General features: G+C 41.6%; 13 protein-coding genes. 6 read left to right on the top strand and 7 right to left on the bottom strand.

What is annotated here, in order from left to right; all coding sequences use genetic code 11:
• Positions 1-47: 47 nt before the first annotated feature.
• Positions 48-824: an AraC family transcriptional regulator gene (locus tag C9J47_RS00625; RefSeq protein WP_107251779.1), complete on the bottom strand. Its 777-nt coding sequence runs from the start codon at positions 822-824 to the stop codon at positions 48-50.
• 294 nt (positions 825-1,118) lie between these two features.
• Between C9J47_RS00625 and C9J47_RS00630 the strand changes: the two genes are divergently transcribed.
• Entirely contained in the window at positions 1,119-1,511 is a 393-nt protein-coding gene (locus C9J47_RS00630) for a cystatin domain-containing protein (protein WP_107251780.1), read from the top strand.
• Between the two features lie 106 nt (positions 1,512-1,617).
• Here C9J47_RS00630 and C9J47_RS00635 read toward each other — a convergent pair whose 3' ends face one another.
• On the bottom strand, positions 1,618-3,039 hold the full coding sequence (locus C9J47_RS00635; protein WP_107251781.1) for a basic amino acid/polyamine antiporter: 1,422 nt from the start codon (positions 3,037-3,039) through the stop codon (positions 1,618-1,620).
• Between the two features lie 46 nt (positions 3,040-3,085).
• Entirely contained in the window at positions 3,086-3,850 is a 765-nt protein-coding gene (gene ddaH, locus C9J47_RS00640) for a dimethylargininase (RefSeq protein WP_107251782.1), read from the bottom strand.
• A 284-nt stretch (positions 3,851-4,134) separates the two neighbouring features.
• Between ddaH and C9J47_RS00645 the strand changes: the two genes are divergently transcribed.
• The 5 genes from C9J47_RS00645 (at position 4,135) to C9J47_RS00665 (ending at position 12,373) form a co-directional block, all read left to right on the top strand.
• Entirely contained in the window at positions 4,135-5,565 is a 1,431-nt protein-coding gene (locus C9J47_RS00645; RefSeq protein ID WP_245903226.1) for a sigma-54 interaction domain-containing protein, read from the top strand.
• A gap of 68 nt (positions 5,566-5,633) precedes the next feature.
• Positions 5,634-6,515 (top strand): LysR family transcriptional regulator, encoded by an 882-nt coding sequence (locus C9J47_RS00650; RefSeq protein WP_107251783.1) that lies wholly within the window; start codon positions 5,634-5,636, stop codon positions 6,513-6,515.
• Between the two features lie 98 nt (positions 6,516-6,613).
• On the top strand, positions 6,614-7,810 hold the full coding sequence (locus C9J47_RS00655; RefSeq protein ID WP_107251784.1) for an efflux RND transporter periplasmic adaptor subunit: 1,197 nt from the start codon (positions 6,614-6,616) through the stop codon (positions 7,808-7,810).
• A gap of 11 nt (positions 7,811-7,821) precedes the next feature.
• The gene (locus C9J47_RS00660) at positions 7,822-10,884 is read left to right on the top strand and encodes an efflux RND transporter permease subunit (protein ID WP_107251785.1); all 3,063 of its coding nucleotides are present in this window, start codon (positions 7,822-7,824) and stop codon (positions 10,882-10,884) included.
• A complete protein-coding gene (locus C9J47_RS00665; RefSeq protein ID WP_107251786.1) occupies positions 10,871-12,373 on the top strand; it encodes an efflux transporter outer membrane subunit in 1,503 nt (500 codons plus the stop codon). The genes C9J47_RS00660 and C9J47_RS00665 overlap by 14 nt, the downstream gene beginning before the upstream one ends.
• A 90-nt stretch (positions 12,374-12,463) precedes the next feature.
• Here the strand turns inward: C9J47_RS00665 and C9J47_RS00670 are convergent, their stop codons facing one another.
• From C9J47_RS00670 to lpxL, 4 genes are all read right to left on the bottom strand, one after another.
• A complete protein-coding gene (locus C9J47_RS00670; RefSeq protein ID WP_107251787.1) occupies positions 12,464-13,330 on the bottom strand; it encodes a phytanoyl-CoA dioxygenase family protein in 867 nt (288 codons plus the stop codon).
• A 67-nt stretch (positions 13,331-13,397) separates the two neighbouring features.
• Complete coding sequence (locus tag C9J47_RS00675) at positions 13,398-14,081, bottom strand: acyltransferase (RefSeq protein WP_107251788.1); 684 nt, start codon at positions 14,079-14,081, stop codon at positions 13,398-13,400.
• 39 nt (positions 14,082-14,120) lie between these two features.
• On the bottom strand, positions 14,121-15,284 hold the full coding sequence (locus C9J47_RS00680; protein ID WP_107251789.1) for a glycosyltransferase family 4 protein: 1,164 nt from the start codon (positions 15,282-15,284) through the stop codon (positions 14,121-14,123).
• 164 nt (positions 15,285-15,448) lie between these two features.
• The gene (gene lpxL / locus C9J47_RS00685; protein ID WP_006228644.1) at positions 15,449-16,378 is read right to left on the bottom strand and encodes an LpxL/LpxP family Kdo(2)-lipid IV(A) lauroyl/palmitoleoyl acyltransferase; all 930 of its coding nucleotides are present in this window, start codon (positions 16,376-16,378) and stop codon (positions 15,449-15,451) included.
• Between the last annotated feature and the right edge of the window lie 90 nt (positions 16,379-16,468).

A 16,468-nucleotide genomic window follows, 5' to 3' on the forward strand; every position in this document is an offset into this window, starting at 1 on the left:
GTTTATCAAAAAATGATTATTAATAGGCCACGCACTCAATGAATACCTTATTCTATTTTCGATCGCATGAACTGGCTTGGCGTGTCACCTAAGTGTTGTTTAAAAAAGCTGATAAAAGCACTGTCACTCGAAAAATCCAACACAAAAGCCACATCAGACACACTCTTACCTTCCGCTAATTGCTCTATTGCACCATGTAGACGCCATTGCTGTCGCCACGCTTGATAAGACATACCTGTTTGCTTGGTAAAAATACGGGTAATTGTTTTCTCGCTAGCACCTATCTCGTGTGCCATTTGGTTCAACTGTTGAGGGTTTTTACTACCCGATTGCAATGAATCTAACCACAGGATCAATCGCCCATCTGTCGGCAATACTAATTGTAATGATTGCTCTGGCGCTGCCGCTAACTCTTCAATAAATAAAGCAGAAATATTATTTTGCAGCTGAGCTGGCATATCCCACTCCCACATAGCCATTCTTTCGATAAGCGCCTGTAGCAATGTATTAACCCCAATAATTTTCATTTTACTTGGCAATGCTGGAAAGGTCGCGACATCAAAATACACTGAACGATACGCGACAACATTACGCATTTGAGCACAATGAACAGTACCCGCAGGAATCCAAGCGGCTCTCGTTGGCGGTAATACACACTGCTTATTATCTAACGTAATTGTCATACAGCCCGCTGGAGCATACAAAAGTTGTGCTTTTTGATGTTGGTGCATGCCTGAATCGTGACGACCAACATCGGCAGCAATGCCAATAATCGGCGTATCTATATCATCGACATTAAATCTAGAATCATGGTCAATAATCATTATTCAAGTCCAATTTTTGATATTTTATACATTTATTATAATAACCGAACAAGCTTACTCTATGTTTGTTAAGTAATCACCTTACTGACAGTCTACCGATAGCCCCAAAGAGCGATAAATAATCTACCAGTGAAATCATGACAATTCCCTGACTATCAATCTGTACAGTACAAGGTTGAAATTGAACGTTCATTTTATAAATTATTTGAACGATGATTTATTATTAAATATATTCACATCTAATCAGTGAGGATGTTTGCCTTGCTGTATATAAATTATGGGAAATTCTCTCGCATGCAAAAACGATTAGCCTTGGTTTTATCATTCTGTGTTCTAACTGCGGTTGGATGTTCACAACAATCGACGCAAGCAACGATAGCAAAAGAGAAAAGTATCAACCCACTTTGTAATACCAAAGCGGGTATGGCAGGTGGGTGGCATGATTCAGCTGTAACACCAGAAGCAGCAGCTGCGGTAGACAGTGTGTTAGCCATGATGAATACATCAGCACAATTATCCAAAATTTTGTATGTAAAAGCGCAAGTTGTAAACGGCATAAACTATGCGATTGATTTTGAGTTAGATAATGGTGAAGTGTGGAATACACGTGTATACCGAAACCTAAAGGGTAAATACACTATGACACAACCAGCAGCGCTTGGCAGCATGACGCAAGATTGCCAATAATGTTCATCTAAGCTGGCGTTGAAGTTAATACCGATAAGGTCGCCCTTGTGGCAACCTTATCGTTTTAAATACTGCCTATATGTAATATAGAATACATAGCTAACAGCTAAAGTGACAAAGTACCTGAAAGAATCAAATACAAAGCAGTAAGAGCCCCTCCGATAACCATCGCAGCTAAAACCTTTTCAATTGGACTAATAAGAAAACTTAGCCCGCGCTCTTTTCTTGAACGGAAGAAGAATGGTAATCCACACGAATAAAGTAATAGCGACAATAATAGGTAGTCTAACCCGCCAGCATAGATCAGCCATAAACCGTAGACAGAACCAATTGATGTCATCAGCAGTAAAGAGACCGCATGTTGTTTATTCTTAAGCGCGAGCTTCAATCCAAAACCAGCACACAACAAGTATGGTATTAGCGCCATCGATGAGGCCAGTTGAATCAAGATATTATAACCAGCATCATTAACATAATTAATAACTAAAAATAGCGAGATAAGGCTATTAGTCAGCCACATTGCATTGGCAGGCACTTGTTTACTGTTCAGTTTTCCAAAAATAGATGGTGCAGTATTTTTAGATCCTCTAGCTGCAAGAAAGAGCATTTCACTAGATATCATTGTCCATGCCAGCAATGCCCCACCAACTGAGACAATCAACCCAATATTAATCAGTACACCTCCCCAAGGACCAACTGCAAACTCAAGAACTTGCGCCATTGATGGATTTTTCATTCCTGCAAGTTCAGCTTGTGGCACTACGCCTAGAGAAAGCAAAGAAACACAGATAAGAAGAGTGATTGTAATCAGAAACCCTAAGATCGTTGCCTGGCTTACAACCTGCATATTTTGAGCGCGGGACGCATAAACCGTGGCACACTCAATGCCTAAAAATACCCACACAGTGTAAAGCATGGTGTTTTTAACCTGACTGGTCACAGATCCGAGCTCAGGAGATCCCCAAAAATCAATTTGGAACGTTTCAATTTTAAATGCTAATGCAACGAGTAAGATAAATAACAGAATTGGGATTATTTTTGCGATAGTCACGATAATATTCAGTGTCGTTGCGGATTGAACACCGCGTAACACGAAAAAGTGCAGTACCCACAACGTAATGATGCCGCAAACCATAGCGGGAAAAGTACTGCCGTCACCAAAGAAGTCAAAAACTTGAAATGAACCGAGTGCGCTGTAAATTACGACAAGGTAACCAACGTTACCAACCCAAACCGAAATCCAATACCCCCATGCGGCATTGAAACCAAGGTAGTCACCGAATCCCTCTCGAACGTAACCATAAACACCATCATCAATATCTGAGCGGTTGATCGACAACCATTGAAATATTTTTGCCAAGGTTATCATGCCAAAGAAAGTAATAATCCAAGCAATAATGATCGCGCCAGCTCCCGCTCCTTCAGCCATATTTTGCGGCAGACTGAAGATCCCACTACCAACAATCGCCCCAGTTACAAGAGCCGTCATTGCCAATAACCCTAGTTTACTCTCACTCTGCCGAGCCATCTTCTTTCTCCTTAAAGAGAGGGCATCCTGCCCTCCTTATAACGTCCTAAAACCTTAATGACATACAGCTAACGCCACCATCGACTTTTCGGTACTCTGAAGTATCAACCGTTACCACGTTATACCCCAGGTCACGGATCTTACTCTCAGAGATCGGATAGCCACTTGGCATAATGACGTTGCCGTTTACCCAAATACAGTTAGCGGCATAGCTTTCGCTCTCGGGGATTTCGATAATATTAAGATGTGAGAATTCAGGCTTATCAACAAATTCACCGGCAGCCAGTAAATTGCCATCTTCAAGGTAGGCCAACCCTGTTTTCAGGTGTAAAACCTTCTCCATTGTGACTAAGCGACCGGTTAGACCGTGCTTTTCAAGTATGACTACCAATTGGTTAGCACCTTCAGCATTAGTACGTGCCGACAGACCAATGTAAAAGGTGTCTCCAACCATCATGACATCACCGGCATCAAGCGTACCAGGGGCTTCAATTCGCTCGACGTTATCACCATAGAAACGATGAAGTGCAGGTTCAATTGAATCAATCTCCCCACGACGACTGTCCGCCCCCGGACGAGTCACGATACCGCAGTGCTTAGTACACAACGCAGGATCTTCAACAAAAACAGAATCTGGATAATTTTCGAGGGGAGGAAGTAACAATATTTCAACACCGCACATTCTGAGCGCATCTAAGTATGCTAGATGCTGTTTCATCGCCAGCTCGTAGTTTGGTTTACCATCATCTGCAGATGAAATACCATCGATAAGAGCTTTACAAGGGGTACGCGCAATAATGTAATTAAACATAATCATTCCTTTTATTATCCGTTTTTAACGCTAAGTAATTACTTATAAGCGAGAACTGTGCCATAATAAAATCAAATAATTTAACGCGTTAAAAATCAATAAGATGCACCCAAATAACACATAAAAACAACAACTTATGCCATGCCGAAATATCGTCAGTGGTGAAATTTCAGCACCTATGAAAATGTTATTGATTAATAAGACATTACTGTGAATCACTTCGCGATATTGGCTATAAAATAATGATTTAATATGACGATATATCGTCAGCTTGGAACATGGTAATGATAGAGAAAGTCTCAACACCTTTACTACCTTTTCTTTCCCAAATAATGGCGGTATTCGATCGCATGTCCAGCTCGTACATTATTATCGACGCGACAGAAACGATTATTGCCTACAACGAAATGAGTGCGAGACTTGATGGTGTAGAGGTAGAAAATATACTCCATAGAAAATTGCTAGATGCTTTTCCAAGCCTAACAAGAAGCTCAAGTTCAATGATCATGGTACTAAATAGCAATGTGCCTATCTGGAACAAAGCACAGAACTACCAGACACCTGCAGGTAAGGTGATGACCCTAACCTCATCAACATTTCCCATTGTAAACCCTGATAATACGATAATGTTTGTCATCGAAGTCGTTCATGACATCAGTAACTTGAGAGAGTTAACCGATCATGTAATCCATTTGACTGAGACCTTAAAAGAAACGCGTTCCCTGCCTAATCAAGATCTACAGATTGTCACGCAAAATAAGCTATTCAAGCGGTTACTCAAAGATGCGAAGTGTTTCGCTCAGACACCGCTCCCTGTCTTGATCGCGGGTGAAACAGGTACAGGGAAAGAATTAGTTGCTCGGTATATTCACCAGAACAGCGCGGCAAAAAATAGTACGATGGTAACGATCAACTGTGGTGCAATCCCGCCAACCTTAATTGAAAGTACCCTATTTGGAACAGTAAAAGGGGCATTTACCGGGGCTGAAAATAAAAAAGGGCTATTAGAATTAGCGAATGGCAGTACGTTGTTTTTAGATGAAATCAACTCAATGCCGATTGAAGTACAAAGCAAACTGCTGCGAGTTGTTCAAGATGGTTACTTTCGACCTTTGGGGGGGAACGATGAAAAAAAAGTCACCATTCGCTATATCGTCGCGATGAATGAACAACCAGAGGTAGCGATCCAACAAAAACAATTACGCTCAGACCTATTCTATCGTCTCGGTGTTTGTATGGTTGTTCTCCCCTCGCTGCAAAATAGGCTAGATGATATTCCACACTTGGTTGAGTTTTTTATCCGTAAACATAATCCATTGTTAAACACCCACATTAATGGCTATACACCAGACTTCATCCGATCTCTTGAGTCACGGTCATGGCCTGGAAATGTAAGGATGCTAGAAAATGTAGTACTCCGTAGCATGTTAATGTGTTCACAAACCAATGATGATGCACTGAATCAATATCACCTCGACACATTAACACAGCCTTTCACAGCAATAGAGTCCATTACGCATTATCAAGAAAAGTTACCAATAAAAAACAGTGAAATCCCAGAATCACTCACCGAGCACCTTGCGAGCTATGAAAAACAATTATTATCGAATGCAATGGCACGATATAAAAACAACCATAGCGAAGTGGCAAGACAACTTAAAATACCCAGAACAACGCTACAAAGTAAACTACGGAAATATGGAATAACAGCATGATTTTATTGCTCCGTTAACCAGACTGCTTCAAAATGATTTTTTATCTGTCATCACTTTAAGTGAATATCATGCGTATTGATGATCTAAAACTGTTCACAACTGTGGTTCAACTAGGTAGTTTTACTGCTGCTGCAAATGTTATGGATTTACCACGTGCCAATGTGAGCCGCCGAATTGGTGAGCTTGAAAAATCACTCAATGCTCAACTTTTTTTCCGTACTACACGAAAATTGCGCTTAAGTCAGCATGGTGAAGCTTATTACAAAGAAGTATTAACTGTTTTAGAGGCTTACCAAAAAGCCAATGATACTTTGCTCAAACTTGATGTTCGCCCAGCCGGTAAAGTGAAACTGGGGTTATTACCTGAAAGTGACGAAGCCATTCAGCATATTCTCTACCAATTCCAAGATATGTATCCTGAAATTGATCTAGACATTCGCTCGACCAACAGCTGCTATACCGATATGTATGAGCAAGGGTTAGATCTTGCTATTCATGCAGGTAAACTTCATGACTCTAGCTTTGTTGCCCGTCATATTGCTCAACTCGGCCGAATGCTCTTAGCTAGCCCAAGTTATATCGAACAATATGGCATGCCAAATACATTGGCTGAACTCGCCACTCATCAATGCATTTGTTATCGCTGGCCAGATGGCACATTAGAAGATAATTGGGACTTGATTGATGAAGAAGTAAAAGTTAAATCTCGCCTCGCCAGTAATAATATCGGCTTTATACGCCGAGCCATGCTAGATGGACGGGGGATTGGTATTTTACCTCCACTGCTTGCACTTGCCTCTATGGAAAGTGGAGCTTTGGTTCGCGTTTTACCTCAATATCAATCTCGTGCAGATGACGTGTGGTTATTGTATCCAGATCGTCACGGCATCAGCCACGCCACTCGTTTATTGATTGATTTACTATTACAAGAGTTACCAAAGAAACTTTAATTGTCATGATTATCGAGACAGTTATTCATGCAATGGCATGATTATCTATTGCAATGAACCGATTAGACTGGCCCCCATAATGACAGTGGGAGTCAATAATGAAAAACTTATCGCTTATAAAACAAGAAAGTAGATTTAAAAAGAAACTCGCCTTATGCCTCGTCGCGCCAATTACAGCGGCTATCTTATCAGGTTGTACTGATGCACCTGCCATGACGGCAGATAAATCCCCTCGCCCTATTCAAGTAATGCAATTAAATGCGCTCGATAGCACCAGTGTTAAACGTTTTTCAGGTGTGCTTGAATCTGCTGATTCTGCCAATCTGGCTTTTCGTGTTCCGGGTACCATTACCGAGATATTATTTAATGCGGGTGACACTATTTTGCAAGGTCAGGTTATTGCCCGCCTCGATCCGAATGATTACCAAGTTACCGTATTAGAATTAGACGCCCGTTTAGCTGAAGCAAAAGCAGCCCATAAACTCGCAGCATTAGAACTAAAACGCGTGAAACAAGCAACGGGAGATAACGCCATTGCTGAAGTCAATTTAGATCGTGCAATCAGTGGCTACGAACGCAGCAAAGCCATGGTACAAGTCGTACAGCAAAATCTGAGGAAAGCCCAAGATGCATTGTCTTATACTGAGCTAAAAGCCCCGTTTGATGGTGTGATTGGCCATCGTTTCTTTGACCAATTTGAACAAGCGGCCCCTGGCATTCCAGCTTTTACCTTGCATCAGCCTAACCAATTACAAGCGGTGATTGATGTACCAGAGAATCTAGCTAATCAATTTATTTCGATAAAAAGAGCGCAAATTCAGCAGCGCCAAAGCCAAGGTAATAGCGACCTTCAACAAACAGAACACACTAACCAGCAACAAATAAACGTAAGCTGGTACGGCAGCCAACAATCTATTCCTGCAACCTTAAAAGAAATCAGTACCATTCCTGATCCGATCAAACAAACCTTCACTGTCACCTTTTTGTTAAGCCAGACTGACGATAGCTTATTGGCCGGTAAGGCCATTCAGCTTGATGTGCCTTTTCAGCAAATGAACAACCAATATTGCGTGCCATATTCCTCGCTGATATCAAGCAACAATCAGCAGTCTGTTTTTCTCGTTAAAGACAATATTGCAGTACAAACGCCAGTATCAGTTAATGCCCTCAATGCAAATAAAGCCTGTATTACAGGCAAACTACAAGCAGGCGACAAAGTAGTGACTGCGGGGGTGCATTTTTTAAAAACCGGTATTCAGGTTGGCAAAACTGAAACAATCAAGATCACCCAATAAGGAACAGAACGATGAATTTAGCGGAATTTGCTATTAAGCAACGCACTTTCGTGGTTTTTTTCTGCGTATTGTGTGTGATTACAGGTATTGGTTCATATTTTAAACTCGGAAAATTAGAAGACCCTTCTTTTACCGTAAAAAGCGCCGTGGTAGTAACACTCTACCCAGGGGCATCAGCGCAAGAAGTAGAACAACAAGTCACCGATAAAATTGAAACTCGATTACAAGAAATGGGCTCAGTATGGAAACTGCGTTCACTGTCTCGTCCGGGTAGTTCGATGATTTTCATTGATCTGCAAGAAGCAACCAATTCTAAAGATCTGCCACAACAATGGGATTTACTGCGCCGTAAAGTGAATGACGTAAAACTTACCCTGCCAGCCACGGCACAAATCAGTATTGTGCAAGATGAGTTTTCTGAAGTGTATGGCATGTTGTTTTCTGTTTATGGTGACGGTATCGAACCATCAGAACTGCGTTTGTACGCCAAAGAGCTTCAACGTCGTTTAAAAACCGTTGAAGGCATAAAGAAAATTGAGCTTCATGGTGTACGCAATCAAGTGGTTAATATTGATTTACCCGACGAGCGTTTAGCTGAATACGGGATTTCAGCCGCGCAAGTCGTCAACCAACTGACCAGCCAAAACATGACATTCGATGCGGGCAGTTACGCAGCAGGCGTTGAGCGTATTCGCATAGATCAAAGTAGCGCATTTAAATCACTCGATGATATTCGTAATTTAATGATTAAAGGCGGTGTGAGTAAATTCAGTACAGGCTTGATCCGCCTTGGTGATATTGCCAATGTTTCTATGGGCTACCAAACCCCAGCATTATCAGAAAGTCGCTTTAATGGTTACGATGCCATCACTCTTGCTGTTAGCCCAGTAAGTGGTATTAACGTTGTGTCTTTGGGCGATTCAATCACCAATATCATTAACGAATATCAACAAACATTACCTTTTGGGGTCGAGATCGGCACCATTGCTTTCCAACCTGATGAAGTCAGTAAATCAATCAATAACTTTGTGACTAACCTAATCGAAAGTGTCGCGATTGTTGTTATTGTTCTACTGATTTTTATGGGCTTTAAAAGCGCAGTCATTGTCGGCTCAAGCTTATTACTAACCATACTCCTCACCTTAATTTACATGTATGTTGCGGGTATCGACTTGCAACGGGTTTCGCTTGGCACATTCATCTTAGCGCTCGGTATGTTGGTTGATAATGCCATCGTCATCGCCGATATGTTTATTGTTAAACTCAATAAAGGTATTGATCGCACTAAAGCAGCAATTGGGTCGGTGAAAGAGGCAGGGGTACCTTTACTAGGTGCTACCGTTATTGCGATTATGGGCTCGAGCCCCGTTCTATTTTCAAAAACAGATTCTGCTGAATTTGCCAGTTCCGTATTTCTAATTGTCTGCTCATCGCTACTGTTTTCTTGGCTCATTGCCATGACAGTAACGCCGCTTATGTGTTGGTTATGGATTAAACCAAAAAAAGCCAAAGAAGGAGCAGTATCAGATCCGAAAGCCTCAACTTACTCTCGCGCAGTATCTTGGACAGTCACGAATCCGCTAAAAACATTAGCATTGTTGATCCCATTATTGGTTACTACTGGTATTGCTGTGCCCAACGTTGCAATTAACTTTATTCCTAGCTCTGATCGCCCAATGGTATTTCTTGATTACTGGCTACCTAATGGCGCCAAAATAGAGCAAACCTCGACAGATATGAAGCGTATAGAACAATGGCTAATCAAGCAGCCAGAAGTCACTACTATTTCAGCTTATGTCGGTGCTAGTGCACCTCGTTTCTCGGTCACCGTTGAACCAGAACCTTATGATCCAAGCTATGGGCAAATTGTTATTAACACGACAGACTATGAAGCTATAACGGCATTAACTCTTCGAGGTGATGCATGGCTTAAAGCTGAGTTCCCGTATGCAGAACCACGTTTTCGTCCTTTAAAGCTCGCAACCAAAGATAAATACAGTATTGAGGCGCGCTTTATTGGCCCAGACCCAGAGGTATTGCAGCAATTATCAACGCAGGCCCAAGCCATTATGGCGGCTAACCCTCATACGAAATATATCCGCGATGATTGGCGTCAACCTAGCAAAGTTATTGTACCGATCATCAATCAAGAACAAGCCCGTCGTGCAGGTATAAACCGTACCGATATTGCGCTTGCTATGAAACGTGCAACCGATGGCGTCACATTAAGTCAGCTTCATCAAGGGGATGAGCTTATTCCTATCAAGCTGCGAAGTGCCGAAGCCAATATAGGCTCGATGGAAACACTGCCCGTTCGTTCGCTTCTCGGCATGCACAGCGTACCTTTAGGGCAAGTGGTTGATGGCTTTGATCTTAAGACAGAGCAGAGCATGATTTGGCGACGTAATCGCTTACCAGCAATCACGGTACAAGCGGATGTCAGCGGTGCCACTGCATCTGATGTGCGTAAGCAACTGGCTCAATCGGTTGAATCTATTACATTACCTGCTGGCTATCAGTTTGAATGGGGAGGTGAATACTACGATGAGCACCGCTCGATCACTGACACCTTAAAGCAAATGCCTAAAGCGATGCTTATTATGGTCATCATTATGGTTGCCTTATTTAATGGCTTTAAACAGCCCGTTATTATCTTAATCACGCTTCCTCTTGCTGCTACTGGCGCAACATGGACCTTATTATTGTTAGATAAACCCTTTGGATTTATGGCACTCATTGGCGCTATCACACTATCGGGCATGATTATCAAAAATGGCATCATGTTAATGGATCAAATCGAATTAGAGCGTGCTAATGGCCGTGAACTTGATGAGGCCATAAAAGAAGCAACACTCAACCGAACCATGGCTATTTCAATGGGCGCACTCACCACAGCTCTGGGTATGATTCCATTATTATCTGATCGCTTGTTCGACCAAATGGCCGCCACGATTATCGGAGGCTTAGCTGCAGCAACGGTACTGTCACTGTTTGTAATGCCCGCGTTGTATCGTTTGTTCTATCGCCCGAAAACAGAAGCTCAAGCAGAGGAGAGTCAATATGAAAACGCTTAAGTGGTCTCCGATTGCACTTGTACTTGCATTGACGCTAACGGGGTGTGCCGTAGGGCCTGATTATCAAAAGCCAGAGCATACAATTGATACTGAGTATTTATACCAAGATACAAACGGTACCGTACAAGATGATCAGCAAAATGCTCAATCTCAACTCGATACTCACCAGAATATTACGCCATGGTGGTATCAGTTTGATGATACTGTTTTGAATCAGTTGGTTGCAGATGCTCAACAACAGAATATTCCCTTAAAAATGGCAGCGGAACGCATTAAAGCGGCACAGGCTTACCAACAAGCCATAGAGTCATTTAAAGTGCCAACCGTTAGTCTAGGTGCTGGCTACAGTACGGCGCAGTTCAGTGATAATGACCCGTTATTAGGTCCGGTGGTTTCGGCTAATAACCCACTGGGAGTGCCATTAATGGATGCTAAGCAAAGTGGGTTTTTCGCAGGGGCAACCATTGCTTGGGAAGTGGATTTATTTGGCCGTATCGATAGCCAAGCTCAAGCCGCTTCGATACGAAAAGAACAGGCAATCATTTTCCGTGAAGGCTTAAATACTGCTATCACTGCCGATGTGATTCATAACTACCTGCAAATGCGGGGGGCTCAAGAACGAAAAACAATCGCAATGCAAACAGTGAAAGATCAAAAAAGCACGCTGGTATTAGTGCAAAAAGTACTCGCGAGTGGGTACGGTTCTGAGTTAGATCTGGCACGCGCGAAAGCCATGTTTGCCGCATCGAAAGCCGTAGTGCCACAACTGGCAACAGCTGAAAATGTGCACCGCCAACGCTTAGCAATTTTGCTCGGTGACACACCGTCACAAATGCACCAGAGGCTCAAAAAAAACTCGGCAAACAAAATGCCTGAAATGTCTGGTTTAATCCCAGTAGGATTACCATCAGACTTACTACAACGCCGCCCTGATTTACGTATTGCAGAGCGTGAAATGGCAGCGATAAATGAGGAATTAGGCGCAGCGATTGCGGCTAAATATCCGAAGTTTTTCTTAACTGGCGCACCGGGTCTTGTGGCAAGTGATTTCGATGACGTATTTCGCAGTGGTTCAACCGCATGGATTGCCAGTATAGGGGTAAGTTGGAATATTTTTGATGGTGGACGAAGCGATGCCATGGTCGATATTCAAGAAGCCCGTTTTAAAAACAGTGCTCTTACCTATCAATACGCAGTCAACAATGCGATTGGCGAAGTAGAAACCTTACTTCAAGGCTACGGTAATAGTCAGGAGTATCAATCGCTAGTATTAGAATCTAAGCAGCAAACAGATCGTGCAGTATCAAAAGCGGAATCACTTTATGAAGCCGGTTTAGTAGATTATTTGTCAGTGTTAGATGCACAGCGTCAGCAGCACTTATTACAAGATAGGGTTGTTACCGCACGCTTACAGACTGCTCAGGTCGCGGTGGGGTTGCACAAAGCCCTCGGTGGTAACTGGCAGCTCAATTCCAATATGACACTGTAGATATGAATATGTAGTACGGGCTTTTTAAATGAAGTGTTGTTTGACTCCCACTCTAACAACATTGAATGACCGAAAGTTCGTACTACCCTTTTAACAACGGCTAAGCCGTGCTTGCACGCGTTGAAACCAATATTGTCCTTCATTGATTCCACGCACTAAACCATTTATTGAACGACGCGCCCAGCGAAAATGCTGAATTTCAATAGGGTGAGTTGATGGTTGCCGACCGATACCAAGAAAGGCTAATTGCTCTGGCGAACATGAGTGTAAATAGCTTGACTCAATTAATAACTGACGAAAACGCCCCCAGCGGATAAAGTTTTGTGACAATACAATATCGCTGGAAAAAAAATGAAAAAAGACGGCATTACGTTTTTTTAAATTTGGAAAACTTTGCTGATGTAATCCTTCAGGATCAAACAAGAACATCGTGCCTGCTTTTCCCGTGATCAGTGTTGATAGCTCGTCGACAGTGCCATGATCCCCACCCACATTCCTGTGTGAACCTGGAATATAAGCAAAAGCCCCCGTATCAACGTCATCAAGGTACAAGCCGAGCTTCAATGACATCGGCTTTTTCTGCTCATAATAATGATTGCGGCAATACCATTCATCTCGGTGAAGGGGATGAAAATTATCCTTAAAAGGTAAACTTTGCCACCCTTTTGCCTCTTGTAAACAAGCCGATTCACCTAAGTAACGTTTAACTAAAACCTGCAATAAAGAAAGTAAGGCTACATCCACAAAACCTTGTTCAACAGTCAATAATTGATCAAGCATCAATCGGCGCCGATCTGTTTGATGATAACCTTGCCACGCATTAAAACTCGGTTGTTGCAGCTGACATTCAAATGCATTTCTCATTGCACTTAATTGTTCACTTTTTATCAAATCAGGCAGTACAACAACACCTTGATCTTTCAATTGTGAGAACAGATTTTCATGTAATAACGTCATTAAATTACCTATAGCCATTCAATATTCGGGACTAAAAAGCGAAAAAAAGAAGAGTTAATACATGTTGCTAGGTATTTAAATAGCGAATCACCTTGCCAGGATTACCGCCAAATAATACATTTTCTGGTACATCTTTCGTCACAATACACCCAGCAGCAATAACAGAGCCTTTACCAATATGAACCGGCCGAACAATATGACAATTGGTACATAACCACACATTGTCTTCTATAACTAAATCAGCCATTTTAGGGTTATCACGTTCATCAATACTCACACCATGACCACTATGGCCACTTATCATTGTTCTACCTGCAATCATCACGTTATTACCAATAATGACCTTGGTACCAACGGTAATACCCGTTTGCCAGCCAATATAACAATCATCCCCAATCACTAGCTGACATTGTTCATTATCAGGGTGTCCATGAATACTCATCGCACCATTAAGGCAAGCATTATTACCGATAGAAATTGAAACTGGCCCTGCAATTAATGGCATTCCATTTTCAAGCTGCAACCCCTTTGCGTATTGAGTTAATTGCGATTGCAGCATAGGAAGATAGATGAATAAATTCATGCAACGGTGAAAAGCGATACCCATCAATTTGTAACATAAATAAACAAACTTATAGAGTATTGTTAATGGCGGTAGCTGCCCGTATTTTGCAAATTTCACTATACGATAAAGAAGCTGACTCACTACTGAGTCTTGTTTTTTTATATTCCGTCTGAGTGTATTAATCATATGTCGCTCCTTTATCAAAGATACCCCCTACTCATTACGTTAATTAAGCAATTCAGAATAGAGTGCATGAGTTTGATTTATTTGACGTGTTAAAGAATAGTGTTCATGAACCCATCTGCGCGCTTTAATTCCTGTTATTCTTATTAATTCAGGCTGAGACAATAATGTTTTAAGTAATTTTTCAACGGCACCTTTATCATTAAAATCAACATACCAGCTATGATTACTATGTGAATACAACTCACCTAATCCACCTGTAGGCTGGGCGAGAACAGGACGTCCCATCGCCATACTTTCAACAGCTACATAGCCAAATGCTTCTTGCCATTGGGATGGAACAAGCAAAAGGTGTGCACCTGTTAAGTCTTGTTCAACATACTCTGATGGACCAAGGTAGGTAATGGATGAAAATTTCTTTGCCGCCTGTTTGACCTCTTCTTGCATTGGGCCATCACCAATAATACTGATATTGGCCACCTTTGATATTTCAGAATCAGAGAATAAGTACAGTAATTTGCAAACACCTTTTTCTTCAGATAAGTGACCAACAAAAAAACAATTTAACGTAGTAGAAACAGGCGGTAGATCAACATAAGAAAAACGTTGCAAATTAATTCCATTTTCAATTTTAACTACAGAACGACTCGGAATATCATTTATAAGCCAACGATTAATAAACGATGAAACCGCCACTGTACGCCTTAAGAAAAGAATTAATACTCTACGTTTAACCCTCACCAAAGCACATTGTATTCTTGAACGAAATTTCACGTTAAGAGGCTGCTTTTCTTTGGGTAACGATTGATGCGCAGTCAAAATTATATTCGAACAAAGTAGTCTTGAACACAATAAGTACGAATGCCCTATACCGTAAAAATGAAAATGAATCATATTTGCAGGACTTGCTCGCAGCAGAAGCATCAACTGAACTACATTCGACACGCGTTCGTATTTATATCCTTTGTTTTCCAATGCATTCCTAGCATCTCTTGTAATATCTGGTGTAACGAGCACAAAGCGATACTCTGTCGTTTCTAACTGATACAAATAATCAAAAAAACTTGTTCCCTTATGCAAAGTAATATCACAAACAAGGTATATCGTTTTCATTTCATACCTCTCACGAACACTCACTAAATTCAAACCTTCCGTTTCGAATAACGCTTTAATTTCAAATAGCGTCCACTGTAAATACACATACATAAAACATGCCACGTATATAAGGGATCTTTGCTATAAGGAAACGTTCTTACGATGAACGAGGCTGTGAGAATATGAAGAAAAACATTCGATACTAATGAGAAAATCATAAAGCAGGTAGAAAAACATATAAAAAAAGAGGGCTAAAAAGCCCTCTTCTTCATGATTTACTTATACAGTGATGGCTCACCCTCTGGGCGTGTTTTAAAGCGACGATGTAACCACAAGTACTGCTCTGGGGCTTCCATGATGGAGCGCTCAACAGCCTTATTAACATAAGCGGCAGCAGCATCAAGATCTTTATGCGGAAAGGCATCTAATGGTGGAAAAATCTTTAATGTGTATTTTCCTGAATCGCTATTTCTAATCATGGCAAATGGCACAGCCGCACAACCAGATGCATCAACCAATAGGCTTGTTCCTGTTGTGGTACAAGCATTTTCAACTGCAAATAGCGGTGCAAATGTCGAACGACGGCGACCATAATCATGATCAGGCGCGTACCAGACTAGCTCGCCCTTACGTAAAGCGCGTAGCATGCCTTTTACATCCTTACGATCAATCATGTCTTTGTTCGAGCGCGAGCGACCTTTATATTGAAAATAATCAAAACAAGGATTGTTATTCGGACGATAAACACCAACTCCAGGGGTGCTTAAACCAAACGCACGGGCACCTAACTCCAAATTCATCGAGTGAATAGCTATCAGTAAAACACCCTTACCTTCAGCCTGCAGTTTTTTGATATGCTCTATACCTTCAACTTCAACATGCCGTTGAACACGAAGGTCTGGCCAAAACCACGCCATTCCGGTTTCGAATAACGCTAAACCTGTATTTTCCTGATTCTTATGAATCAAGGCATCACGCTCTGGTTCAGACATATCAGGAAAACACAGCTCTAGATTGCGCTTAACTGTTTCTCTACGACGGGATGCAAGGCGAAAAGCTAACCAACCTACACCTTGCCCCATGCGGAATTGAATAAAATAAGGGAGCCAACTAATCAGATATAAAATAGATATCATCATTAACGTCGGCCAATAGCGTGGGTGTAAAAAAGCTTTCTTAAACGTAGGGGGGGTAAACTTACTCATAATTTGAAAATAATTCCTTATTCATTGCACATAAAGAACGCTTGGCACTTACAATAAAAAACAGTGTATCATAATTAGACTTAATACATT

Origin of the sequence: Photobacterium indicum (assembly GCF_003026215.1) — a bacterium.
Classification (GTDB): domain Bacteria; phylum Pseudomonadota; class Gammaproteobacteria; order Enterobacterales; family Vibrionaceae; genus Photobacterium; species Photobacterium indicum.